23 protein-coding genes and 1 pseudogene are annotated in these 23,862 nt (G+C 40.5%); 21 read left to right on the top strand and 3 right to left on the bottom strand.

The window, feature by feature from the left end; all coding sequences use genetic code 11:
- The first annotated feature begins 29 nt into the window (after positions 1 to 29).
- Positions 30 to 527: a GreA/GreB family elongation factor gene (locus tag RCG22_RS12380; protein ID WP_308107047.1), complete on the top strand. Its 498-nt coding sequence runs from the start codon at positions 30 to 32 to the stop codon at positions 525 to 527.
- Between the two features lie 229 nt (positions 528 to 756).
- Positions 757 to 1,575 (top strand): DUF2935 domain-containing protein, encoded by an 819-nt coding sequence (locus RCG22_RS12375; RefSeq protein ID WP_374049471.1) that lies wholly within the window; start codon positions 757 to 759, stop codon positions 1,573 to 1,575.
- Between the two features lie 107 nt (positions 1,576 to 1,682).
- Here RCG22_RS12375 and RCG22_RS12370 read toward each other — a convergent pair whose 3' ends face one another.
- Positions 1,683 to 2,414: a GTP cyclohydrolase II gene (locus RCG22_RS12370; protein WP_098262982.1), complete on the bottom strand. Its 732-nt coding sequence runs from the start codon at positions 2,412 to 2,414 to the stop codon at positions 1,683 to 1,685.
- 261 nt (positions 2,415 to 2,675) lie between these two features.
- Between RCG22_RS12370 and RCG22_RS12365 the strand changes: the two genes are divergently transcribed.
- From RCG22_RS12365 to RCG22_RS12320, 10 genes are all read left to right on the top strand, one after another.
- Entirely contained in the window at positions 2,676 to 3,002 is a 327-nt protein-coding gene (locus RCG22_RS12365) for a winged helix-turn-helix transcriptional regulator (protein ID WP_098262983.1), read from the top strand.
- A gap of 207 nt (positions 3,003 to 3,209) precedes the next feature.
- Positions 3,210 to 4,925 (top strand): V4R domain-containing protein, encoded by a 1,716-nt coding sequence (locus RCG22_RS12360; RefSeq protein ID WP_308107045.1) that lies wholly within the window; start codon positions 3,210 to 3,212, stop codon positions 4,923 to 4,925.
- On the top strand, positions 4,922 to 5,077 hold the full coding sequence (locus tag RCG22_RS12355) for a helix-turn-helix domain-containing protein (RefSeq protein ID WP_308107044.1): 156 nt from the start codon (positions 4,922 to 4,924) through the stop codon (positions 5,075 to 5,077). Before RCG22_RS12360 ends, RCG22_RS12355 begins: the two co-directional genes overlap by 4 nt.
- Before the next feature lie 279 nt (positions 5,078 to 5,356).
- A complete protein-coding gene (locus RCG22_RS12350; protein ID WP_098262985.1) occupies positions 5,357 to 6,541 on the top strand; it encodes an acyl-CoA dehydrogenase family protein in 1,185 nt (394 codons plus the stop codon).
- 64 nt (positions 6,542 to 6,605) lie between these two features.
- On the top strand, positions 6,606 to 7,085 hold the full coding sequence (locus RCG22_RS12345) for a flavin reductase family protein (protein WP_308107043.1): 480 nt from the start codon (positions 6,606 to 6,608) through the stop codon (positions 7,083 to 7,085).
- Between the two features lie 21 nt (positions 7,086 to 7,106).
- Entirely contained in the window at positions 7,107 to 7,922 is an 816-nt protein-coding gene (locus RCG22_RS12340) for an FAD synthetase family protein (protein WP_308107042.1), read from the top strand.
- A 22-nt stretch (positions 7,923 to 7,944) separates the two neighbouring features.
- Positions 7,945 to 8,928: a DODA-type extradiol aromatic ring-opening family dioxygenase gene (locus tag RCG22_RS12335; RefSeq protein WP_308107041.1), complete on the top strand. Its 984-nt coding sequence runs from the start codon at positions 7,945 to 7,947 to the stop codon at positions 8,926 to 8,928.
- 99 nt (positions 8,929 to 9,027) lie between these two features.
- Positions 9,028 to 9,918 (top strand): alpha/beta fold hydrolase, encoded by an 891-nt coding sequence (locus RCG22_RS12330; RefSeq protein ID WP_308107040.1) that lies wholly within the window; start codon positions 9,028 to 9,030, stop codon positions 9,916 to 9,918.
- Positions 9,919 to 10,018: 100 nt separating this feature from the next.
- Positions 10,019 to 10,810: a 2-keto-4-pentenoate hydratase gene (locus RCG22_RS12325; protein WP_308107039.1), complete on the top strand. Its 792-nt coding sequence runs from the start codon at positions 10,019 to 10,021 to the stop codon at positions 10,808 to 10,810.
- Between the two features lie 106 nt (positions 10,811 to 10,916).
- Positions 10,917 to 12,218, top strand: coding sequence for an MFS transporter (locus tag RCG22_RS12320; RefSeq protein ID WP_308107038.1), 1,302 nt, complete (start codon positions 10,917 to 10,919; stop codon positions 12,216 to 12,218).
- A 38-nt stretch (positions 12,219 to 12,256) separates the two neighbouring features.
- On the opposite strand, the gene RCG22_RS12315 is transcribed toward RCG22_RS12320, so the two are convergent.
- Positions 12,257 to 13,462 carry a CynX/NimT family MFS transporter gene (locus RCG22_RS12315; protein WP_308107037.1) on the bottom strand — a complete coding sequence of 402 codons (1,206 nt, stop codon included), beginning with the start codon at positions 13,460 to 13,462 and terminating at the stop codon, positions 12,257 to 12,259.
- A 171-nt stretch (positions 13,463 to 13,633) separates the two neighbouring features.
- On the opposite strand from RCG22_RS12315, the gene RCG22_RS12310 reads away from it, so the two are divergent.
- The 7 genes from RCG22_RS12310 to RCG22_RS12280 all read left to right on the top strand — a co-directional run bounded on the left by RCG22_RS12310 (position 13,634) and on the right by RCG22_RS12280 (position 19,512).
- Positions 13,634 to 14,059 (top strand): DMT family transporter, encoded by a 426-nt coding sequence (locus RCG22_RS12310; RefSeq protein ID WP_308107036.1) that lies wholly within the window; start codon positions 13,634 to 13,636, stop codon positions 14,057 to 14,059.
- A gap of 29 nt (positions 14,060 to 14,088) precedes the next feature.
- Positions 14,089 to 14,784 carry a Crp/Fnr family transcriptional regulator gene (locus RCG22_RS12305; RefSeq protein ID WP_308107035.1) on the top strand — a complete coding sequence of 232 codons (696 nt, stop codon included), beginning with the start codon at positions 14,089 to 14,091 and terminating at the stop codon, positions 14,782 to 14,784.
- 34 nt (positions 14,785 to 14,818) lie between these two features.
- Positions 14,819 to 15,322: a DMT family transporter gene (locus RCG22_RS12300; protein ID WP_098262995.1), complete on the top strand. Its 504-nt coding sequence runs from the start codon at positions 14,819 to 14,821 to the stop codon at positions 15,320 to 15,322.
- 192 nt (positions 15,323 to 15,514) lie between these two features.
- Positions 15,515 to 16,378 carry a hypothetical protein gene (locus RCG22_RS12295; protein WP_308107034.1) on the top strand — a complete coding sequence of 288 codons (864 nt, stop codon included), beginning with the start codon at positions 15,515 to 15,517 and terminating at the stop codon, positions 16,376 to 16,378.
- A gap of 84 nt (positions 16,379 to 16,462) precedes the next feature.
- Positions 16,463 to 16,684 (top strand): heavy-metal-associated domain-containing protein, encoded by a 222-nt coding sequence (locus RCG22_RS12290; protein WP_098262997.1) that lies wholly within the window; start codon positions 16,463 to 16,465, stop codon positions 16,682 to 16,684.
- A 187-nt stretch (positions 16,685 to 16,871) separates the two neighbouring features.
- Complete coding sequence (locus RCG22_RS12285; protein WP_374049452.1) at positions 16,872 to 18,776, top strand: heavy metal translocating P-type ATPase; 1,905 nt, start codon at positions 16,872 to 16,874, stop codon at positions 18,774 to 18,776.
- A 25-nt stretch (positions 18,777 to 18,801) separates the two neighbouring features.
- Complete coding sequence (locus RCG22_RS12280) at positions 18,802 to 19,512, top strand: Crp/Fnr family transcriptional regulator (RefSeq protein WP_098262999.1); 711 nt, start codon at positions 18,802 to 18,804, stop codon at positions 19,510 to 19,512.
- Positions 19,513 to 19,851: 339 nt separating this feature from the next.
- Here the strand turns inward: RCG22_RS12280 and RCG22_RS12275 are convergent.
- Positions 19,852 to 20,993 (bottom strand): annotated as a pseudogene (locus RCG22_RS12275) (IS110 family RNA-guided transposase).
- Between the two features lie 821 nt (positions 20,994 to 21,814).
- Here RCG22_RS12275 and mvk point away from each other — a divergent pair.
- Together mvk and mvaD are read left to right on the top strand one after the other, a co-directional pair.
- Positions 21,815 to 22,765, top strand: a complete 951-nt coding sequence (mvk, locus tag RCG22_RS12270) for a mevalonate kinase (RefSeq protein ID WP_308107033.1) — start codon at positions 21,815 to 21,817, stop codon at positions 22,763 to 22,765.
- A 64-nt stretch (positions 22,766 to 22,829) separates the two neighbouring features.
- Positions 22,830 to 23,804 carry a diphosphomevalonate decarboxylase gene (gene mvaD, locus RCG22_RS12265; protein ID WP_308107032.1) on the top strand — a complete coding sequence of 325 codons (975 nt, stop codon included), beginning with the start codon at positions 22,830 to 22,832 and terminating at the stop codon, positions 23,802 to 23,804.
- Positions 23,805 to 23,862 lie beyond the last annotated feature (58 nt).

Below are 23,862 nucleotides of genomic sequence, written 5' to 3'. Positions count from 1 at the left end.
GTTTAATCCAAGCTTGGGGGTTATCTACTATGAACCATAGTTTCCATCAAAGTAAAGAATACTTCGTGCAGCAGTTAGATTATATTGATGAAAACATCAAGGAATTAACGAACCTTTATATCTCTTCGACGCCTATACAAGAACGATTAAAGCACTTTTTTAATATATACGTGTTAGAAGTTGAGGACTTATTAAAAGTAAATCAAAATACCAATTTTATTTCCCTTTTTCCAAAAGTGGTTATAGGGACAAAGGTTACGGTATTGTACGATGAGGAAAGCGAAACAGAGGATTTTGTCATTTGTTTCCCGGAACAAATTGATCCAGATCGTGGTTTTATTTCCTTTTTATCTCCTGTAGGCAGGCAGCTTCTTTTTAAGAATATCGGTGAAAGGATATCGCTGAAAATTCCAACCGGGGAACTTCAGGTAACGATTAAAGAAATCTCGTTTGTTGGGCACCTTTTAGAGCTAGACAAAAGAGGCTTGAGTGGCTGTTTTGAAGACATTTCCGCTAAAGAGATATAGTAGTTAGATTCACCGCCAATAAAAAATGAATTTGCAAGACACCCTAACAAATAACATGATTCCGAATCACGACAGGAGGGATGAATCGTTAAGTTTTCCAAACAACAAAGCGCCACACAGCTCTCTCGGGAGCACTGTGTGGCGTTTTCCAAAATAAACTTATTCTTTCATAGCCCCTCTGTAAATATATATATATGGGAATAGAGGGGGAAAACAGGTGAACAGGAATATGATACCTTTATGGGACGAACATTTATTTTGGTTAGGGGTTTTACAAGATCATGCTTATTTTGTAAGAGACCATCTTTCAGCAAGCGAGGTTGAATATGTTAACACATCGCAACAGTATATTAAGTTATTCGGTGATTTAATTTCGACATTAAGTACCATTCCTCGTTCAGTTACTTATTCAGATGAAGCGATGATTTATTTTTCCCAGCGGGCATGGCCGATCGCCAAAGGATATTTCGAATTTGAAGGGAAGTTGCAATCGCTTAGAATAGATAATCAGGTGAATTTAAACTTATCGCCAACTTACCTGAACGGAACGTTAGCTGAAAATCAGGAATATCTGCGGCTATTAAGTCAGTTGATTCATGGAAAGGAACCTGCACCTCTTCCTTTAGAGGATCTAATGGATTTATGGCTTGAGGACCAACTGGGACATGCCGTTCTCTTTAAAAATCTTATTGATCCAATTGAAGTTATTGCTAGTAAGCAAGCAGAGGGATATATTAGCAGATTTCAAGTGTTTATCCTTCAAAATCACCATTTGAAAGGTTATCTGCGGTTCAAACAGCCTGGCTTTGCCCGCCAAACAGAATTCGCTAACGAGGTCGGAAAAACAACATTGGAAATGAGCCAATTTGTTTACAGCATGGTGATTAAATATAAGGAAAATAAATTGCTTAATAAAACCACGTTGCGATTTTTAGAACATCATTTTCCAGAAACCTGTTATTTTATAAAAAAGCTAAGTTACTATGCTCCAAGATTGCAGGAAGAAGCAAGTAAATGCTCGCTTAAAAGACCGTCCTATCTCGGTTAGTTGTTGAGGTAATGAGCCAAGTGAATTCCAGCTAAAAGTAGCTTTTCGAAACCTCAAAAAAGCCACACAACTCTCTAGCGAGAACTGTGTGGCAAAAATAGTAGGTACTACGCCATATGTCCGGATTTTTTTACCTTTGTCTGTAAGTACTTTTCATTGTACTCGGAAACATCGCCCCATAGTGGAGTCCGCCCGGAGACGGGTGCACCAGCTGTTTTTAAGGCTTTGAGTTTTTTTGGATTGTTTGTGATGAGGGTGACGGGTTTGGTTCTTAACGCTTTAAGAACTTCAATGGCCTCATCGTAATTCCTCGAATCATCCGGGAAACCAAGTCCCTCATTGGCATCAACCGTATCATAGCCATTTTCTTGGAGAATATAAGCCATCGCTTTACTAAATAAGCCGATTCCTCTGCCTTCATGATTGGCCAAATAAAATAACGCCCCGGTTCCATGCTCGGCAATCATTTTCAGCGATTGTTTAAGCTGAAAGCCGCAATCACAGCGCTTGCTTCCGAAAATATCCCCCGTATGACAAATTGAATGCATTCGGATTAAGGCATCCGCACCGTATTCGAAATCCCCATAGACAAGCACACTTGACTGTTGAAATTCCGCTAAATTCGCAGAGGATAATTGATCAATGACTTGTTGGAAATCTTCTGTCACATTTTCACTCTTTAACCAGCTGTACCATTTAAATTCAACCGTTTCTCCGTATAAATTGACCGGAAGTTTGATCGGGCCGACTAGGTAAATTGCTTCTTCGCCTTTTTTTATCAATTTAATTTTATCTTCTAAAATAGAAAGAGCGTTTGGTTGAACTTGTATTGGTTCCACTTTGGATTCCCCCAATTTATATTTTTACGGCAACCATTTTTTCTGTGGATCACATCGTTGCGCTTTTTATAAAACCAATCTTCTAGGTGATATATTGACGAACCACAAATAGTTAAAGTAAACTATTTATAGTTACTAAATATTAATCAGTTAGTTACTTTATGTAAGTAATTATATTTTTAAAACTTATTTGTGTCAATTAAAATAGTTTTACAATGTGATTATAGTGTAAAACACACTGAGCTGGGAGGGGAAGGAACAATGGAAGAGTCTGTCATGTGTCCTCGGTTTCAAAAAGCGATGGGGATGATGAGCCAGCGTTGGACAGGATTAGTCATTTATCAGCTGCTATCAGGGCCGAAACGTTTCTGCGCGTTAGAATCTTCGATTGGGTTGAGCGGCAGGGTCCTTTCAGAGCGATTAAAGGATTTGGAGAACCATGGGATTGTTAAACGTGTGGTGTTTCCGGAAACGCCCGTCCGAATTGAGTATTCCCTTACAGAAAAGGGACTTGCCTTAGAGCCCATCGTGAAAGAAATTGAAAAATGGTCGCAAACCTGGATTCCAGTTGAATCCGATTCATTATAAATGATTTTTGGCAGCTTTTGCTCGGTACGTCACCTGAGTAAAGGCTGCCTATTTTTTTGCATACATTAAATATTTTGAACTATGTAAATTTTTGAATTAAAATAAGAAGTAGTGTGTCTGCGCTTTCTTAATAGGAATGCATTTACTTTTTAGCTTATAGAACAAATATCAAATTGTTGATCGATCATGAAAACAGGATGTGTTAGCATGTGCGTCAAAGTTTCGGAGGAGAGTTATAGCCACGAGGTAGTTGTAGGTGACCGTAAGATTGTTACATCTGCATCCGTTTTCGGGATTCTTAGGCAGCAGCTGGCAAAGAATATTGGCATTAAGAGGATAAAGGGATTTTTATTTCATTATGGCTGGGAAATGGGTGCCAAAATTGCCAGTGAAGTGGTGCAAACCGAATCCTCACTAGAAAATCTTATTAAACATGGGCCGATTCTCCACATTCAAAATGGGCATATCAGAGGGATTAAACATGAATGCTCTTATGAATTAGATGAACAACACCGGATTCATTCTTTCTTTTCATCCGGAACATGGATTGATTCTTATGAGGCAGAGGAGCATTTAAAGCATCTCGGAGTATCCGATGGTCCGGTTTGTCACACATTGAGCGGGTTTGCGAGCGGTTTTATGACAACGATTTTTGGAGAACCGCTTTTATCAAGAGAAATCTCATGTGTGGGGAAGGGTGATTCGGAGTGCCGATGGGTGATGAAACCCAAGAAAGAATGGGAAAAGGAACTTCAAGATGAACATGAACTCGATTATTATAATGAAACACCGATTGTAAAAGAACTTGAGTTAACCTATGATCAATTATTGGATCAAAAAAATGTCGTCACTCACTTGGCCAATTTTCAAAACAAATTAACAGAAGAAATTATTAATGGCAGTGATTTGCAAACCCTGGCTGCTATGGTATATAAAATGATTCAAATCCCCATTATCGTTGAAGATACGTTACATCGGACGATTACCTATTCAGGGCTATCGAAGGAACAACTTTTGGATTATCAAGACGATATGGAAGTTTATCTTCAAGAAACTAGATTAAGCACGAAGTCACTTTTACCCTTTAGAAAAAAGGTGATCAAAACTTCGATTCAAGAACGTCTCATCGCCCCAATCCTTTTACAAAAGGAAGTAATCGGGTATTGTTCCTTACTTTATGATGAAATGGAAAATCATCATCACGAAGAGGATTATTTGTTTTTAGACCGATTTGCCAATGCGGCCTCACTTATTCTCTTAAATGAGAAAACAAAGGTAGAAACGTTTGAGCGAATGAAGGGGAATTTTCTTGAACAAATAGTAGAGGGCAGGCTGTCTACAAACGAGATCATCAATCGCGGGAAATATACGGGTGTAGATCTTAAACAGAAATATTATCTATCGGTAGTGGAATATAAAAAAAACCAACGTTCGATTGAAGATGACTTTCTTCTGCAGGAACAGATTTTTGAAACGACCTTTCAGTATTTCAATGAGAAAAAGCATAATATCTTGGTTGGACACCGTGATGGAAATATGGTGTTATTGATTACCAATGAAACGATTCAAAAGAAAGCAATCTATGATGTGATCAAGGAATATCTCGATTATCTGTTGAAAAAATTTCCACAAAGCCATTTTACATGCGGTATCAGCCAATTAGAGGATGATATTAGCCAAGCATCCAGATGTTACGAGGAAGCAACCATTGCTTTACGATTAGCAGTTAAGAAGCCTATCGTCCCGTTCCAATCCTTAGGAATCGTCGGGGTACTGATTAACTCGAAAAATATAAGCGGGATTAAACTGATTGCTGAACAAGAATTAGGAACTCTATATAACATGACCGATCCAAAAATCCTGGAGCTTCTAAAAACTTTGTATAGTTTTTTGTTAAACGGGGGAAGCTTGAGCAAACGATGAGTGATCTGTCTTTATCGATGAGCGGGCTTCGGCATAGGATCAGCCGAATCGAAAGCTTATTAGAAAAAGACCTTCGCGATTCAGATGAAATGCATCAATTACTACTGATTATCAAATCGTTGATTGCAGTAGGGGAACTCACATTAGATTAGAGCCATCCGGATGGAACCGGGTGGTTTTTCTTTTGCCTTTTTCGACCGCTGATTTTTCAGTGATGAACAAATTTTGTCTAGTAAATTAAGAAACATAGACATTTTTTGCTCTAGTTTGAAAATTCCAAATTATATAAACTATATTTACAAGGTTCAAATAGTAAAAACCTAATTCAATTGCAAATGTAAGCGATGTCAGCCATGATCAACGGACGGTTGTCCATAACCTATTATTTTACTCAACAATTCTATCTACTAAAACAGAAGGGGTGTAGAACGATGGCAAGTTTAGTATTAAAAGGGAAAGATGTTACAGTTGAAGATTTACTAGCCGGAGCAGAACGAATCGGAAAATTGGCCGAGCAAGAAGCGCCAGAAGCGGAGAAAAATGCGACGATATCACAAAATGTAGTGAACCTCATCCAAGAAACGCAGATTTCACGGATGATGCTTCCCAAAAAATATGGCGGACCACAGGCAGATTTGAAAACATTTGCTAAGGTCGTTCGTAAGGTGGCCAATTACAATATTTCAGCTGCGTGGCTGACCTATCTTTATCCGCTGCACAATATGCTTCCAGCTTTTCTTCCAGAAAAAGGTGCAGACGAAATTATTCATGAAGGCGGATTAATTTGCGATATCTTTGCTGCCTTAGGAAAAGCAGAACGAGATGGCGATGGTTATCGTATCAGTGGCAAGTGGAGTTTTGTCAGCGGCGTCAATTATAGTGAATGGGTGGGTGTTGGGGTTATGATTCAATTCCCTGATAGCGAAAAACCTGTCTATTGTTTGCCCATGTTAAAAACATCCGAGGTGGAAGTAATCCATAATTGGGATACATTTGGGTTAAGAGGATCAGGCAGTAACCAAATTATTGCCGATCAGGTGTATGTCCCAATGGAGCGGATTTTACGTTTAGATCAAGCAGAGCTGACCAGAAGACCACCGGTAGAAGAATATGACACAGACTATCCTTTTTATCATGTCCCCTTCTTTCCCTCCTTCTATTTGGGATTCGGTTACATGGCTCTGGGCGGGGCAGAACGAATCCTTAAGGAATTTAAAGTGCTTACTGAAAAACGTGTGCGCTTAATGGATGGAGTAAGGGAAAGTGAGTCACCAAGAAGTCAGCGGGTATTAGCCGAAATGACAACAGATTTCCACGTAGCGGAAGCTTTGTTAGACAAATATATTGATCTGCTAGAAAACTATGAAAAAGATGGCTGTATCACTCCTCCATCTGAATTTTTTGCGATTCGTACAAAAGCGATTAAGATGTGCACGGATATTGCCGTAAGAGCACTGTTAACTTTAGGTGGAGGCGCTCTTTATAAAGGCGGAACAATGGAATTATTCTTAAGAGATGTCATCGCGGTTGCCACGCATAAAACCTCTTTATACGAAGATGCGGTTGCAGCATACGGTAAGGATTTATTTGGTTTTGACGGTGGAGTGAGGGGATAAATTCCTAAGTATGAAATTATAGATAACAAGTTAAATAGAATTTTTTTCAGGAGGATTTTTTAAAATGGATGATCGTCAGTTTCGAAGTGCAATGGGTAAGTTTGCCACAGGAGTAACCGTAATTACAACAGAAGTAGAAGGAGAAATTCACGGAATGACTGCAAATGCATTCATGTCCGTATCGCTTGATCCAAAGCTTGTGGTTATATCCATCGGGGAAAAGGCAAAAGTCCTAAACAAAATCAAAGAAAGTAAGATTTTCACGGTTAACATCTTAGCCGCTGACCAGGAAGAGCTTTCGATGATTTTCGCTGGACAATTGAAGGAGCATAAGGAAGTAACCTTTGAACGCCTGGATGGAAAGCCGGTTTTATCTGGTGCCGTCGCACAGATTGCATGTGAAGTATCAGCTGAACATGTGGAAGGGGATCACACCTTGTTTATTGGTAAAGTAACGGATATTCACCTTGAAGATGCCGAACCACTCGTTTTTTATAATGGAAAGTATCGTTCACTAGTAGAACTTAAGCCTGTGACAAACTAAGGAAGATGAAAGGAGACTGTTATGGAAACAATTCGTGTAAACCGGAGTAATTTGGCAGAATGGCAGAAAAAGGCGAGGCCAAATGTGATGGCACTTGGTTGTTTCGACGGTCTCCATCATGGACATTGTGCAGTTATCCACACTGCCTATCAAAAGGCAAGGGAAAAACAGGTACCACTAGCTGTCATGAGCTTCTTCCCTCACCCGAAGACTGTTATCTCTAATGGGAAAATTCACGTCCATTATTTAATGCCGCTTGCTGAAAGGGAGGCAAAACTTCGGAGTATGGGAGTCGAAACGTTTTATATAGTGGAATTTGATAAGGAGTTTGCCGGACTAGTGCCAGAACAGTTTGTTGCTCAATACTTGAATGGACTAGGTGTCGTTCATGCAGTGGCCGGATTTGACTTTTCCTATGGCGTTCGTGGTGCCGGAAATATGGATCGGTTAAAGCACGACTCCAGTGGCCGGATTGATGTTACGAAGGTAGCTAAGGTAGATCTTAGGGGCGAGAAAATCAGTTCCACCTGTATTCGCGAACGGCTGTTAAACGGGAGGGTGGCGGAACTGCCTGATTTACTCGGTCATTTCTACGAAACAAAGTGCGAATGGAATGGAGCGGAATTCATTCTGTATCCGTATTATACGCTTCCAGGTCCAGGCAACTATCGAGTGACACTTGAAAATCGCAGCGGTTCGATCCCAACAGAAGTCACTGTTATGAACGATGGCACAACACTCAAATGTACGGATGATATTCCCTTATTTTTAAAAGGAAAACTAGCGATTGTCTGGGAGAAACAAATTGATGAATCTAGGAAACTACGGATATCTTAAAAACTAAAAAGGAGATGATCGAATGGCTAAAATTATTGCCGGGGTTGCAATGTCGCACAGTCCGATGATCATGACTAATGAAGCGGGAGGAGGAGAAAAGGGACAGCGCTTTCTCCAAACGGCGGCTGAAATGAAGCAGTATCTCGAAGATACAGAAGCCGATGTGATTGTATTAGTATCTGATGATCATTTTAATAGTTATTTTTACGATCATATGCCTTCGTTTACGATTGGGGTTGGCGAGTGTGAAGGCTGGGGAGACTGGCAGCTGCCAAAATACAAAATCCCTGTTCAGCAAGATTTAGCCAAGCATATCCTTCATTCTAGCTTGGAAAACAATATTGATTTTGCTTTTACGTTAAAAATGAAAGTCGATCACGGCCATACCCAAGGAATTTATTTTTTAAATTCTGATTTAAAAATTCCAGTAGTGCCAATTGCTGTAAATACGTCGGCGCCGCCGCTGCCAACGATGGACCGATGTTTCCAAGTCGGCGAAGTGATCCGTAAAGCGATCGAATCATGGGATACCGATTTGAAGGTGGCGATTGTCGCTTCGGGTGGTTTATCTCACTGGGTGCCGATTCCAAAGATTGAGAGTGAAAGACCAGAGGATCAATCGTTAATCCAGGTGTTGAAAAATGGCCGCCAGGAAATAGACCAGCTTGACGAATATTTAAAATTAAGGGAAACAAATGTCACACGAATTAAATCTGGTCCAGTTAACGAGCAAATAGACCGAGAGTTTTTACGCTTGATTACCGAAAAGGATTATCCGGCATTAAGAAACTGGAGTGCTGATTATATCGAGGAACACTTAGGAAACGGCGGACAAGAAATTCGCAACTGGCTGGTCCTGCTTGGTGTATTGCAAAGCTTTGAGGCAAGTGTTGCTTGCTATGAGCCCATTCCAGAATGGGTAACAGGTATGGCGATTGTTCAGTTTAAACAGCCGGTTGAGCAAACCAATCCAAAGAATTCAACACCATACGAGGTCAACATTTAATCAACTCATTACTTGTAGAAGGCAGGATTGGTACTTCAGTGGAGGAGGCGGTGAATCTCCATCGATATCAGTATTATTAAAAAAAGGAGCGATTTATAGATGACAATTTGGACAGACTTAGCTGATTTGGAATATAAACTCTATTATATTAATGCAAATGATATTAAAACGAGAGTACTAGAAGCTGGAACAGGGGAGCCATTGATTTTGCTTCATGGTACTGGCGGTCATATTGAGGCATATGCCCGAAACATCCGAGGGTTAAGTGAGCATTTCCGAGTAATCTGCATTGATATGGTAGGACACGGCTACACAGCCAAACCAAATCGCCCATACGGAATTGATTATTATAGTGAGCATTTATTGGGCGTTATTCAAGCATTAGGGTTATCAAAGGTATATCTTTCAGGGGAATCATTAGGGGGCTGGGTCGCTGCGTGGTTTGCGGCAGATTATCCGGAATATGTGAAAGCCATGGTGTTAAACACGCCAGGAAATGTTAATAACAAACCTGAAGTTATGCAAAAGCTGAAGGATTCCACGTTAAAAGCGGTTCTTGAAGCCAACTATGAAAATGTCAAAACAAGACTTCAGTGGTTAATGTATGATAAGAGCCAAGTAACCGATGAATTAATTGAATCTCGTTACAAAATCTATACACAGCCCTCTTATCAAGAGGCGGTACATCATATCGTCTGCCTGCAGGATATCGAAGTTAGAAAGCTGTTCAGCTGGGACCCATCTTGGTGCGGTAAAATCAATGTTCCGACATTGTTAGCATGGACAGACCATGACCCAACTTCCACTGTTGAAGAAGCCAAACCGATACAGGATATGATTCCAAATAGTGAGTTGGTTGTCATCAAAGACGCCGGACACTGGCCGCAATGGGAGAAACCAGAAGAGTTTAACACTGTATTAATAGACTTCTTATTAAAAAGCGAAAAGAAAGCTACTAAACAAGATGAAACAGCATTCGTAACCAAATAATCAGACCAACCTTTGAGAGCGCTATTCAATGATTCGTAGTTTAACATGATTTTGAATCTATGAAAAAGTGCTCTCTATTTTTGTTAAAGGAGTGTTTTCTATGAGCAGTCAAGTCATTCATCGAGTTCAACATGTATATGAACTTTTGCAGCAGGCAGAAGCTGCTAAGCAATCGATTATACCACTTTCTGATATGTATCCAGAATTATCCGTTGATGAGGCGTATCAAGTTCAACTTCTCGCAATTAATGAGAAGGTTGGGAGCGGCGAGCGTATCGTTGGGAAAAAAATTGGTTTAACCTCTGTTGCCATGCAGCAGTTGCTAGGTGTAGACCAGCCGGATTACGGTCATTTATTGAACTCCATGGAAGTAAGTAATAGCGGAATCATCCATTTAGATGACTTGTTCCAGCCAAAGGTTGAAGGCGAGATTGCCTTTGTCCTCCGCAAGGATTTGAAGGGTCCCTCTGTAACTATCGAGGAAGTCCTTGAGGCGACAGAGTATATTTCCCCAGCCTTAGAAATCGTTGACAGCCGGATAACTGACTGGAAGATTACCTTAGCAGACACGATTGCTGATAATGCATCCAGTGGATTGTTTGTGATTGGTGATGAGCGATTCTCGTTAACGGATCTCGACTTACCATCGATTGAAATGAATTTGTTTAAAAATGGTGTCCTGATCAATACAGGATATGGTTCAGATGTACTCGGGCATCCTGCTAAATGTGTGGCCTGGCTAGCAAATAAGTTATCCGAATACAATGTCGTTCTAAAAGCTGGAGAAGTGATTTTATCAGGGGCACTATCTGCAGCGGTGGTGGCGGAAAAAGGGGATCGGTTTACTGCAGGGTTTTCACATATTGGTAAGGTGGAAGTTACCTTTAAGTAAATACCTAAAAGGATCTTTCCGTTATTAGGGAGGAAGGGCCTTGAAATTGCGTGAACCGGTAGGATTACGAACGAGGGAAAAGGGTGAAATTTTAAGGAGGTCCTTTATGGAAAAGAAGAAAAATGAAGTATCAAAAAAAACATGGGTGATCATCTTCTTGTTATTTTTATTAACGGTCATTAGTAATGCCGATAAGGCGATTATTGGATTTGCTTCAGTATCCATTATCAAGGAATTAGGCTTATCGCCCGAGCAATGGGGAGTTGTTGGGAGTGTTTTCTTCTTACTATATTCGCTTTCAGCTATTTTAGGCGGCAGTCTTGCGGATAAAATAGGAGCGAAAAAGGTCATTGCCGGTATGGTCGCAATATGGTCCATCGTTCAATTCTCAACAATCTTTGTCAGCAGTTTTACTTATTTATTGGTAACCCGAATCATTTTAGGGGCTGGGGAAGGCCCGTCTTACGCATTAGCGATGACAGCAGCTTCAAAGTATCTTCCTAAAGAAAAGTTGGGGATTGGGTTAACATTAGTCTCAGTTGGCGGACCGCTTGGTGTTGCCATTTCAGCCCCTGCCTTAATGCACCTCATCATAAATTATGGCTGGCGTTCGGCGTTTATTTCAACTGGGGTAGTAGGCTTTCTTTGGATTATCGTGTGGTTATGGATTGCAAAAGAGAAGGCAGTTACAGATACTGAACTTGTTGCCACAAAAGGCAGTGCACAGTTATCAACTATTCAAACTGAAACAAAATTCACCTCTGTCTTGTTTTCGAAAAATTTCATCTTAGTTGCCCTATGTGGTTTTGCTACGTATTGGTCCTTTACGATTGGGCTGAATTGGCTTCCCAATTATTTAGAAAATGTCCGCCATCTAAGCGAAGGTACTTTAAAAATTGTTGTAGCCTTGCCTTGGATTATGATTACCCTATCTCAAATAATCTTTTCAACCATTTCTGACCGACTTTATCATAAGACGAAAAGTATGGTAAAGGGACGAATTTTTGTCCTTGGACCAGTCATGTTAGCCGGAGCAGTCAGTTACTTTGTTGGAGCCATGGTCAGCTCTAATATTCTTGCTATTGTTTTATTATCACTTGGTTTGACGTTTGGATGTATTACCTTGGTTATGGGACCTGCAATTCTAGTAGATTTGGTTTCACCTAAACATCAAGGTAAAATTCAAGGATGGTTTATGGCGCTTACTTCGTTGGGAGGGATTGTCGGACCCTATGTAACAGGTTATTTCATTGAACACTCAGCAAATCCAGCCGTTGGGTTCCAGTACGCGTTCCAGTTATGCGGGCTGATTCTTCTTGCTTTCGGTGGATTAGTTTGGCTGGCCGTCCGTCCTAAGAAAACTGAAAGTTCCGCCTTATTAGATGTGAATTCAACCAATGTTATCTAGAAATAAAGTAAAAAGCGAGCAGTGACACTGTTCGCTTTTTAAATATATCGATTGCGACCTGCTAACATACCAAATACCATAACAACTGTAGAAATAAGGATGAGTACGCTAAGTGGAACGGTCCATACATGGGTCTTATCAAATAAAAACCCAATAAAAAAGGGACCCACGGCTGCAAGGATATAGCCGGAAGATTGTGCCATTCCAGATAACTCTGCTGCCTGACGGGCATTCTTCGTGCGAAGTCCGATATAGGTTAGCGATAATGGAAAGATTCCTCCCAAGGCAATTCCAATGAAAATAATACTCAGGATTAAGATCGGATAGGATGAGCCAAACAGTAATCCCCCGAAACCAATAAATGAGCACATGCTTAATATCATGGCTATCCATTTTTGTGATTGAAAACGTCCAGCAATGACAGGGATGAAGAAACTGAATGGTAATCCGACTAATTGGGAGATGGAAAGCATCCACCCGGCGGTCGCCATACTCATTCCATGACTATGAAGGATTTCTGGTAACCAGGAAATCGTTACATAAAATAAAAAAGACTGAAGCCCCATAAAAACGGCGATTTGCCAAGCGAGCGGGGAACGCCACATTTGAGTAGTGCTCGAACCCATCCTTTTTATTTCGGATTGACTTCCATGACTGTTTTTAAAAATAAAGGCCCACACCAAGATAGCTAAGAGGACCGGAATTCCCCAGACAATTAATGCCCCCTGCCACCCCAGGTCCATGTCGACTGCTAATGGAACACTAACACCTGACGCAAAGGATGCGAATAATCCCATTGAGGTGGAATAAACACTTGTCATAAGACCAAATTTCTGTGGGAATTTTTCCTTCGCAACGGCGGGCAAAAGAACATTTCCGACGGCTATACCCACTCCAACAAAAAGTGTCCCTGTAAATAGGAAAAATGTCATCGGAATGAATCTTAGACCTATTCCGATTAAAAGTAAGAATAAACCTGCAAGCAAAGTCAGCTCATTAGTTAACCGATTGGCGATCTTTGGAACGATGGGTGACATGATGGAAAAGACAAGTAAGGGTAAACTCATTAATAAACCCGCACTCCAATGGGCAAGTCCAACATCCTTCTGAATCATTCCAACTAACGGACCTAATGAAGTGATAGCTGGGCGTAAATTAAATGCTACGAGAATAATGCCAGCAACGAGCCAAAATGTATAGGTTGATTTCGTTTGTGTATATGATTTTGATTTAAGTAACTCCAATAATAAACCCCCACTCTTAAAACAAACTTTCTCCAGTATATCATAGTGGACGGAACGAGAGAAGAATGTGTCGTCCTCCAAAATTTTTACAATTTGAGGACATATGTCCTATCCAAACTACTTGGAATTATCCTTTAATATAAAGAGAAATCTAAATTAGGGGAGAAAATAATGAAGGGATTTATCTTTGCATTTATAGGCGGGGCCTTTATTACCCTGCAAGGGATTGCCAATACACGGATTAGCGAAGACATTGGCACCTGGCAAGCAGCGACCATTACCCAGTTCACTGGTTTTATCATGGCCTTCATCATCTTAATGTTCGTTCGAGATAGTAATTGGAAGGACTTCAAACAAGTGAAGCCATTATATTTAATTGGGGGCGCCTTTGCGGCGATTGTTATTTTTAGCAATGTCACCTCTATTCAGAGGATTGGCGTGACCCTTAGTATATCGGCCATCCTGATTGCTCAGCTAACCTTAACATTTATTATAGACAGTAACGGTTGGTTCGGCCTGGAGAAGCAGAAGATGAAGTTGCCACAATTGATTGGTATCGGGATGATGATCGCTGGTGTGGTCATCCTAAGGTCATAATCGCAGGTGAAAGGCGGAGGTGAATCCGAGTGAAGGAACTAAACGATCAGGAGCAATTGCTCGCTTATATGAAAACCTATCAACTAGATTCGATATTTCATGAACCGTTGATTCCGCATTTATCGCTGGTCGGCTTTGACCAAGGGGAACTCATCTGTTCTCAAGGGGAGACTTCACAGAATTTGTATGTCCTTGTTAAAGGAAAAGTCAAAATCTATACCAGCTCGCCTGAGGGAAAAACACTAATTCTTTCTTTTAAAAAACCACTGGAAGTGATCGGGGATATTGAGTATGTCCGCGGCATTGATATTATTAACACGGTGGAGGCGGTATCTTCGGTCTGTATGATTGGTATTCACCATCGCTGGTTGAAGAAATATGGAAGCGACCATGCCCCGCTTCTGCAATTTTTATTGGATATTATTACGAAAAAATTCCATCTGAAGAACAATTCGATGAGCTTTAATATTATGTATCCCGTTGAAGTGCGCTTGGCTAGTTATCTCTTGTCTGTATCCTTTGACGAATTAGATACAGATGATAAAGACCAGCTGCGGATCAGTATCAAGGATGCAGCCAATTTAATTGGAACAAGTTATCGTCATTTAAATCGGGTTATCACCCAATTTTGCGAAGATGGTCTAATTGAGCGGAAGCGAGGTTCCATTCTGGTGAAGGATCGGAACGGATTAAGGGATCTCGCAGGAGACAATATTTATGAGTAATCTTGAAAAATAGCACACAGGGGAGAGAAATCAGATGATTCTAGGATTATTGTTTGCGATTATTGCCGGTTCACTGGTAGCTTTGCAAAATATCTTTAACAGTAAGGTCAATGAACGTGCGGGTTCATGGGCAACGACTACCTTGGTATTAGGAATGGGCTTCCTCGCTTCGCTATCATTCGGCCTCCTCTTTGAAGGCAGACAGTTATTTCACTTAGAAAATATGAAGCTGTGGTACTGGTTCAGTGGATTGCTTGGAGTCGGTGTGGTGGTTTGTCTCGTCCAAGGGATTAAGCGGCTGGGACCAACGTATGCCATCGCGATTGCGTTGACCTCTCAGCTCCTGTTTGCTCTATTGGGGGATACGTTAGGCTGGCTGGGGTTGACGAAAGTCCCGTTTACTTTCAATCAGTTGCTGGGTGTGCTGGTTATTGTGGGCGGAATTATCGTCTTTAAATTTGGCGGCAGCGGTGAGAAACAGAAGGTGTTTACCTTGCCATTTGTGAAAGGGAATAAAGTTTCCGAAATTCAAAAGTAGTCTTAAGTTTACTAGGGAATCGTTTCAGGAAATTGGAACGGTTCTTTTTTATGATAAGATACCCCTTAACGACTACATAATTGACATTCCGGATCTCGTCTTGTGATCGTTCCATAACAAAACAAAGCGAACTTGATTGAAATCAATTTTCTTTTTCTTATCGAGGAATATCATTCTGTTGAGGGGTTAGGAATGTTAATCCCATTAGAGGTAGCAGGTGTGAGGTGTGTTAGAATGGCTGATGCTTTGTCGATCGATAATGTAGATCCTATCAACCAAAATGCCGGTAGGCTTATGGAGGAATTTATTGAATCAGGCTTCTATAAGCGTTTGAAAATCCTTTCACACGAAAAGGATCTCCTTAATAGGAATATTTATCAGCATCTCAAGGATCATGAAACCAAAAGGCATGAAATAGGTAATAATTTAGTAGCAAAATTTATACCCGTCAAGAAGTTCAATTATGATTATCTGGGTTTAAATGAGTACTTGTACGATCGAGGTCTCCTACAGAAACTAACGAAGCTGTCGAGCTCCAAGTTTCAAAAGAATCCAGATTTGCTTGAGCTGTTTAAACCGTATAGTCAGAAACCGAACTACTATATCAAGCCTTCTTTTAATAAGGCGGGTAGAGAATTTGTGAGAGTGGAAGAACCTCTGGAAATTGAATTAGATCTAGAAGAGGCATCCATAAGAAAAAGGGCAAATTGGCTGTGGTTAAGAGCCGCTGAAGGGGAGTATGAGGCGTTAAAGAAGCAAATGGAACGATGTCAGCAACTGTTTCTCATTGGAAAAATCAAACATAAATTTGGCTCGGTTGCAAGAATCCAAAAACCAATCGTCTATAATTGTCGCAAAATAACCGATGAGCAAGCGATAAATAAACTTATTGAATATGGGAAACCGGACATTGGCCGTCTCATGCATTATATGATGAAAGGATTTATTTCAAAAAGTGAATTGGAGTCATTTAGACAATTAACTGATATTAAACTAAACTTTGTCATCCTTGATATGGAAGAGGAAGCAAGAATGATGAAAAGTATTTACCATTAACCGTTAAATCTTGTTTCTTATCAATTTTTTATAAAAGGGTATGAAGTAAGATAAAGTCATACCCAATCAAGGAGGAATAAGAAAATGTCTAAAGCAGTTTATCAATTAGAATCATTAACTTGCCCATCATGTATTAAAAAAATTGAAACAACGCTCAATAAAACAAATGGAGTAGAATCTACTAAAGTGCTATTCAATACAAGCAAAGTGAAAATAGAATTTGATGAGGTTCAGGTGAAAGCAAGTAAATTAGAAGAAACTATTAAAAAATTAGGATATCCAGTGCTCTCATCAAAGGTTTCTTAAATTAACAATTCAATGGATACCTCCCTCCCCCGAGGATATAGATAAGACTTATTCCTGTTTTAGGAGCCATCCTAACTAGGAATAAGTCTTTTTTTATTAAATAAAAACGGTACTTGATGGCGGTCAATTACATTTCTACAGGTTCCATTTAAGATAAGAATAATAAGAGCTACAGGGGGAATAAATAATGGAGACCATTAACAAGCATAAAAACCATATTACCGCTATCTCATTTGCTTTACTCGTGATTGGTTTTTTAGCGAGTGTCATGGGAAGTGGTAAAATAAGCGATCTTGCGTTAATCACCGCTACTATTCTAGCAAGCATCCCCATATTCATGAAAGCCTATCAAGCATTACGAATGAAAGCTTTTAGTATTGATTTATTAGTGAGTATCGCCGTACTTGGCGCGGTTTACCTCCAAGACTATACCGAATCCTCTGTTGTCACATTTCTCTTCTTGTTTGGAGACTATTTGGAAGCACGTACATTAGAAAAAACACGATCCTCCTTAAAGGAACTAGTTGACATGGCCCCACAAGAAGCCACCGTTATCCGGGGCGGAACCACTACGATTATCCCGGTCGAAGCAGTAGTAGTAGGGGACCAAGTGATTGTTCGTTCAGGGGGGAAGGTCCCAGTTGATGGAAGGATTATTTCTGGACAAGCTGCTTTAAATGAAGCAGCGATAACGGGTGAATCGATTCCAGCAACCAAAAGAGCGGATGACCAAGTTTTTAGTGGTACAATGGTGGATAATGGATATATTGAGATTGTTGCTGAAAAAGTAGGGGATGACACTACTTTTGCAAAGATTATTGAACTGGTTGAAGAGGCACAGGAATCAAAAACAAAGACCGAAAAGTTCCTTGATAAGTTTTCAAGTATATATACCCCAACGATCGTTATCTTGTCTGTTTTGGTCTATGTGATCACAAGGGATTTAAGATTGGCGATCACCTTTCTAGTGATTGCATGTCCAGGTGCCTTAGTTATTGGTGCGCCCGTTTCAAGTGTCGCTGGTATCGGAAATGGCGCGAAGAATGGTGTCCTGGTGAAGGGAGGGGAAATCATCGATACCTTCTCCAAGGTGGATATGATCATTTTTGATAAAACGGGAACGCTAACAAAAGGAAAGCCCGAAGTAACAGCTATTAAGACGTTTAACAAAAGGCCAGAGAATGAACTTTTGCAGCTGGTAGCCCGAGCCGAGACCATTTCAGAACACCATTTAGGGCAAACGATTGTTAAAGAAGCCCTGGCAAGACAATTACACGTTTCTTGGAATAGCGATTCGGAAATGGGTGAGGTCATTAGGGGGCGTGGAATCCTCGCAACCATTAATGGCCATACCCTTGCTGCAGGGAACCGAAAATTGATGGATAGCAAACATATACACATTTCACAAGTGGCTGCTGAGTATGTGGAAAGTCAAGAAAAGGCAGGGAATACGGCTGTTTTTGCAGCAGTTGACGGTGAGTTAGAGGGGATTATCTCGATTGCCGATCAAATTCGAGAGGATGCCCATGCAGCCCTAAGAGCTATGAGAAACAGTGGTATAAAGAAGATGATCATGTTAACGGGTGATAACCAACATACAGCAGAATTGGTAGCTAAGAAATTAGGATTAGATGACTTTTTTGCCGAGTTGTCCCCAGAAGACAAAGCCAATTATGTAATAAAACAAAAAGAAGCAGGTTATGTGGTTGCCATGGCCGGTGATGGAATAAATGATGCCCCGGCTATTGCGATTGCAGATATCGGACTTGCCATGGGCGAAGGTGGAACGGATGTAGCAATGGAAACAGCGGACATTGTTCTAATGGCGGATAAGTTATTGCAATTGTCACATGCCTACTCCTTATCCAGAGCAACGATGCGGAATATGAAACAAAATACCACTTTTGCTGTATTGACTGTAGTTGTATTACTAATTGGTGTTTTGGTTGGATCCGTCCACTTGGCCGCTGGTATGTTCATCCATGAAGCAAGTGTATTACTAGTAATTTTGAATGCGATGAGATTAATTCGCTTTAATAATAGAAGAACAAAAGAGTCTAGAAAGGTACCTGTTATCCATCCATCCATATGAAATCTAAAAGCTAGGAGTGAAGGAAATGGTAGAAACGAATGCCTACTGCTGTAATCATACCGATTCCAAAGGAACACATAAAGTGTGTGTTTCTTTGGTGCCGATTTTTAATCACTTAGAAGAAAAACAAATGAACGAGATTATGAAGACGACAAACTCCGTTTCTTATAAAAGAGGAGAAATTATTTACCAAGCAGGAGACAAATCAGACGCTCTTTATATTGTAAATAAAGGGAAAATAAGAATTTACCGGTTAGCTGAATCGGGTAAAGAGCAGTTGGTACGTATCCTCAATCCGGGCGATTTTACGGGAGAACTGGCTTTATTTAATGAAGCCCTTCATGAATCTTTTGCTGAAGCAATGGAAGAGACCCAAGTTTGTATGATCAATCGTTCAGACTTACAGGAGTTTCTATTAAAATACCCTTCGATTTCATTAAAAATATTAGCAGAGTTTTCAAATCGATTGGAGCAGTCGGAAAAACAAACGACCCGATTTGCAACCGAGAAAGTGGACACAAGAATTGCCCTGTTCTTAGTAGAGTGTCTGCCAAATGGAGGCCAACCACAAGAGGTTAAACTACCGATGAGTAGAAAAGATTTAGCCTCTTATTTGGGGACGACGCCCGAAACGATCAGCCGCAGGTTAGCTGACTTAGAAGCAGCGGGTTTAATCAAACAAAAGCCACACAAAATCATTGAAATATTAGATCTAGATGGACTGCTCCTTGTGTAAAGGAGCTTTTATTTTGTAGATAAGAAAGTATAAATTTCGACTTTGAAAATTGTCCAGCTCCAGCTCCCTAGCGGCTAGTGTCCTTCGCTCTCCGCCCTACGATAAGTCAACATCGAATCGCCTCCGGCTCTTCGTGTTTCCTTTATCTCAGTTGGAGAGCTCCAGGCCATACGCCGCTGAACAGGGCGCTTGCGCTTTTTCTGTGAAAATAAACAAAACTGGGGCATAGATCTTCTCTTAGGGAAACGGTTTGGGGGGTAAAAAAGCAATAGGAAATTAAGGGTGTGTAATTAAAATTTTTAAAAAAACACAACCTTGGAAAAGTATTGGTTCTATGGGTTAGACTGCTAGTCGTGGTTCAGTATAGGCTTGTTTATTAATTAACAATGTATAAATAATTCTAAGTACCTTGTGTGCTATGGCATGTAATGCTTTTTTCTTTCCTCTCCTTGCGGATAATGCCCAAAAGGTTGATGACATTCCAGTACTTTTTGTCCTTGATATTGCCCAAGCTACTTCACAAAGTGCTGATTTGATATGGGGATTTCCTTGAACACTTTTTCCACTTTTTTTTTACCAGCACTTTCATTGTTGCCAGGTGATACTCCAGCCCATGAAGCTAAATGCCGTGATGTGGGAAATTGACTCATGTCTGTACCTATTTCAGCTATGATGCAAGCTACTGTATGCTCCTTAACACCTGGTATAGATAGTAGGAGTTCTTTCTCTTCTTGATAAGATTGAAGTAAGGCATCAATTCTTTTTTCTAACTCTTGGATCGATTTTTCTATATATTCAATATGATTCCAAGAGCTTCTAATCATAAAAATTTGATGGTCATTTAAAGTTCCAAAAAGTGACTCGGAGATTGTGTTAGCCTTTTTCTTTAGAGAATGATGTATACATGCATCCACATCATTTTGGTCTAGGTAGCCCTGGTCTACTAAACGAGTAAGCATTTTACGTCCTGAAACACCAAAAATATCGGAAATAACAGACCCAAGTTTAATATTTGAACACTCAAGAACTTTAGATATTCTATTTTTCTCAGCGGTTAAGTTGCCAATCCATTTTTTTCGCAAACGGGTCAAATCCCGTAATTCACGAAGATCCTGTGAAGGGACAAAACTTTTCTCAATTAATCCATGACGAAGAAGTTTGGCAATCCATTCGGAATCAGAGACATCTGTTTTGCGTCCAGGAACATTCTTTATTCTTTGAGCGTTCGCAAGGGTAATATCAAAGTAACCCTCTAGAATATTGTAAACAGGTTTCCAGTAAATTCCGGTACTCTCCATGGCAATATGAGTGACTTGCCTTTCTTCTAGCCATTCTAATAGTTCATATAAACTCTTAGTAAGGGTAGAAAAGGTATTGATTTCTTTTTGAAGAGAGCCATCTTCCGTACCTGATAAAACACAAACGACAATTTCCTTTTGATGTACATCCATGCCAGCGACATTGGTTAATAAAACTTCCAAATGAAACGACCTCCAAATAGTGTCTATGGAAAGTGGAATAAGCTTGGTCAAACAGCATTTTTCTGTCCGTGAACATCTTCAAAAAACAAAGAGTCGACATAGGGGTGTACACAAGGCAAATTCCAAACAGTTTCTTATACAGGGTAGAACCACCACAAAAGCGCTCGTCAACTTTACTTCCCATAGCCTTAATCAGTATGGGGAATTAGGCAAAAAGAAAAACCCCTGATGAAATATTTTCATCCAGGGGTGTGAGTCGACAAATCATGTGGGTTTCTTATGTCTATCGATCTTCCATTCAAATGGGGATCCAGCAAGAGACTATCAAATAAGCGGAAAAGTTCCGTTTAAATTGGGAAATACCCATATTTCCTTAAAAATAAGGGGAGTTTTTCCGTTTATAATATCCAAATCTTTAGATTTTGTCTTATTTAGAGCAGTTAATCGGAATATCTCCGCTTATATCTGCTTTTAAGCTTCCTCTATATACATTAGCCGGAAATTTTCCGCCTATGAATTCTCATACCTACACGAAAATCAACAATGAATAATAACAGAGACTTTTTATATATAAAAAACGAAAACTTGATGAAGGTCAATTAACAATGATAATCATTATCACTATAATGTAGGTACAGTAATACGATTGATATCTACAAAAAAGATTATAGTGATTCTCAAAGAGATGAGAAAGAGAAGAATAATATTGAAGTATGGGAGGATCTTGTCAACATCCACTCGGCTCCCTGGATCATTACGGAACTAGTTGGGTAAGGCAAATCTTTGGGGGGAAATCCCCTTTAATGAGGTGAAAGAAAACTATGAATCAAATCACGCAAAGGCCCGCCATTGGCAGTGCACATAGTAAGTTGATATTACTGGGTGAGCACTCCGTTGTTTATGGAATGCCGGCAATTGCCCTGCCCTTCCCGCTATTAGAAGTGGTTTCTACCGTTGAGGAAATATCTGATCAAATAACGCTTATATGTGACTACTATCGTGGTCCTCTTGGGCAAGTCCCGCAAAAATTAAGAGGAATAGCCTCATGTATTAGTGAGACGCTGCACATTTTAAATCAGCCTGAGAAGGGACTGTTGATTCGACTGCATTCCTCGATTCCGATTGGCCGCGGATTAGGCTCAAGTGCGGCCATAGCGATTGCGATTGTCAAAAGCCTGTTTGCTTTCTATAGGCAAAATCTTGATCCGAAGGTGTTGATGTCCCTTGTCCACAAGGCAGAAACCTTTGCGCATGGAACTCCAAGCGGAATAGACATGGCTGCAGCGCTTAGTGATTCCCCGATTTGGTTTCAAAAAGGAAAACAGATAAGGAATTTGCAATTGGGAGGGCCGCTTTTTCTAATTGTCGCTGATACAGGTCATTTTGGCGATACACGTGCTGCGGTGTTAAGTGTAAGGGATAAGTTTAGAGCTTCCCCTGAAAGTACACAAAAATCAGTGAATCAACTTGGAGCTATTACGCTTGAGGCACGGGCAGCACTTTCAGCCGGCAATCTGACGTGGCTGGGAAGCTTATTTGATCAGGCTCAAGCTGAGTTAGTCGATCTTGGCGTCAGTGATGACAGTATTAATAGACTAGTAGATACGGCCAAAAAGGCAGGCTCACTCGGAGCAAAATTAACAGGTGGCGGCCGGGGCGGCTGTGTCCTGGCGCTTGCTAAGAATCTAGCACATGCAAAAAGGATAGCCAATACCTTAATAAAGGCTGGGGCATCAAACACCTGGTATTTTCGCTTAGATGGCAATGGATAATCTGGCATCTGTTTAGCGGAAACAAGGAATTGCTGATTCAAAATTGAGGAAAGTGGGGGTCTACTTGAAGGCGACTGCACGAGCACATACAAATATTGCATTAATTAAATACTGGGGGAAACGTGATGAGTCCCTGTTCTTACCAATGAACAACAGCCTCTCGATTACATTGGATAAGTTCCACACCACAACAGCGGTTGAATTTTGTCCCTGTCTTCCAGTTGATCTGTTTATTATGAATAATCAATTAGCAAGTAGCACGGAAATGGCCAGGATTACACATTTTCTAGATCGGGTCAGAGGTATGTCAGGAAAAAGTTGGCATGCAGTCGTGCATTCTACAAACAATTTTCCCACCGCTGCTGGTTTTGCCTCTTCTGCATCTGGTTATGCAGCATTAGCTGCGGCTTCGACAAAAGCTATTGGTCTAGATTTGGGTAATAAAGCCTTATCCCAATTGGCTCGGCTGGGATCTGGATCCGCATGCCGATCCATTTATGGAGGGTATGTTGAATGGCAAAAGGGTGAAAAGAATGATGGAACGGACTCCTTTGCCAAGCCAGTTCTAGAGGGGGGGGATTGGGATTTAAGTATCGTTTCTGTTCTAGTAACCGATACACCTAAGACGGTCTCTAGTCGAGAGGGAATGAAACGAACAGTTGAAACTTCTCCCTTTTATTCGGGCTGGCTGGACAGTGTTGAAGCAGATTTTCTACACGCAAAAGAAGCACTAATCCATCATGATTTTGAATTACTGGGCAGCATCATCGAGTCAAACGCATTAAAGATGCATGCAACAACCCTAGGAGCCAATCCTCCCTTTATGTATTGGAATAGTGCAACACTAGATGTGATTAAAGAGGTTCAATCGCTTCGCTCCGGCGGTATCCAAGCCTATTTTACGATTGATGCTGGGCCTAATGTCAAGGTTCTTTGTCAACCTAAAGATGAGCAGGCCGTAAGGGAATCCCTAGAAAAATTACCTAATGTTCAAAATACCTACCTGTGCCATCCGGGACCTGGTCTTACCTATTTGTAATCGTAACACTGGAATTGGAAGTAGACCTTAATCGAGTACTAACGAAGGGATGAGAAAA

Source organism: Neobacillus nitrireducens (assembly GCF_030915405.1).
Lineage (GTDB): Bacteria > Bacillota > Bacilli > Bacillales > Cytobacillaceae > Neobacillus.
The sequence above is the reverse complement of the archived record's forward strand: the minus strand, read 5'-3'. Positions and strand labels throughout refer to the sequence as shown.

What these genes read in the sequence shown, in the direction of transcription:
- RCG22_RS12330 (WP_308107040.1), top strand. Translation starts at nt 9,028, where the DNA reads ATGACAATTTGGACAGACTTAGCTGATTTGGAATATAAACTCTATTAT.
- RCG22_RS12380 (WP_308107047.1), top strand. Translation starts at nt 30, where the DNA reads ATGAACCATAGTTTCCATCAAAGTAAAGAATACTTCGTGCAGCAGTTA.
- RCG22_RS12375 (WP_374049471.1), top strand. Translation starts at nt 757, where the DNA reads ATGATACCTTTATGGGACGAACATTTATTTTGGTTAGGGGTTTTACAA.
- RCG22_RS12350 (WP_098262985.1), top strand. Translation starts at nt 5,357, where the DNA reads ATGGCAAGTTTAGTATTAAAAGGGAAAGATGTTACAGTTGAAGATTTA.
- RCG22_RS12280 (WP_098262999.1), top strand. Translation starts at nt 18,802, where the DNA reads ATGGTAGAAACGAATGCCTACTGCTGTAATCATACCGATTCCAAAGGA.
- mvk (WP_308107033.1), top strand. Translation starts at nt 21,815, where the DNA reads ATGAATCAAATCACGCAAAGGCCCGCCATTGGCAGTGCACATAGTAAG.
- RCG22_RS12365 (WP_098262983.1), top strand. Translation starts at nt 2,676, where the DNA reads ATGGAAGAGTCTGTCATGTGTCCTCGGTTTCAAAAAGCGATGGGGATG.
- RCG22_RS12340 (WP_308107042.1), top strand. Translation starts at nt 7,107, where the DNA reads ATGGAAACAATTCGTGTAAACCGGAGTAATTTGGCAGAATGGCAGAAA.
- RCG22_RS12325 (WP_308107039.1), top strand. Translation starts at nt 10,019, where the DNA reads ATGAGCAGTCAAGTCATTCATCGAGTTCAACATGTATATGAACTTTTG.
- RCG22_RS12310 (WP_308107036.1), top strand. Translation starts at nt 13,634, where the DNA reads ATGAAGGGATTTATCTTTGCATTTATAGGCGGGGCCTTTATTACCCTG.
- RCG22_RS12285 (WP_374049452.1), top strand. Translation starts at nt 16,872, where the DNA reads ATGGAGACCATTAACAAGCATAAAAACCATATTACCGCTATCTCATTT.
- RCG22_RS12360 (WP_308107045.1), top strand. Translation starts at nt 3,210, where the DNA reads ATGTGCGTCAAAGTTTCGGAGGAGAGTTATAGCCACGAGGTAGTTGTA.
- RCG22_RS12345 (WP_308107043.1), top strand. Translation starts at nt 6,606, where the DNA reads ATGGATGATCGTCAGTTTCGAAGTGCAATGGGTAAGTTTGCCACAGGA.
- RCG22_RS12335 (WP_308107041.1), top strand. Translation starts at nt 7,945, where the DNA reads ATGGCTAAAATTATTGCCGGGGTTGCAATGTCGCACAGTCCGATGATC.
- RCG22_RS12320 (WP_308107038.1), top strand. Translation starts at nt 10,917, where the DNA reads ATGGAAAAGAAGAAAAATGAAGTATCAAAAAAAACATGGGTGATCATC.
- RCG22_RS12300 (WP_098262995.1), top strand. Translation starts at nt 14,819, where the DNA reads ATGATTCTAGGATTATTGTTTGCGATTATTGCCGGTTCACTGGTAGCT.
- RCG22_RS12355 (WP_308107044.1), top strand. Translation starts at nt 4,922, where the DNA reads ATGAGTGATCTGTCTTTATCGATGAGCGGGCTTCGGCATAGGATCAGC.
- RCG22_RS12290 (WP_098262997.1), top strand. Translation starts at nt 16,463, where the DNA reads ATGTCTAAAGCAGTTTATCAATTAGAATCATTAACTTGCCCATCATGT.
- RCG22_RS12295 (WP_308107034.1), top strand. Translation starts at nt 15,515, where the DNA reads ATGTTAATCCCATTAGAGGTAGCAGGTGTGAGGTGTGTTAGAATGGCT.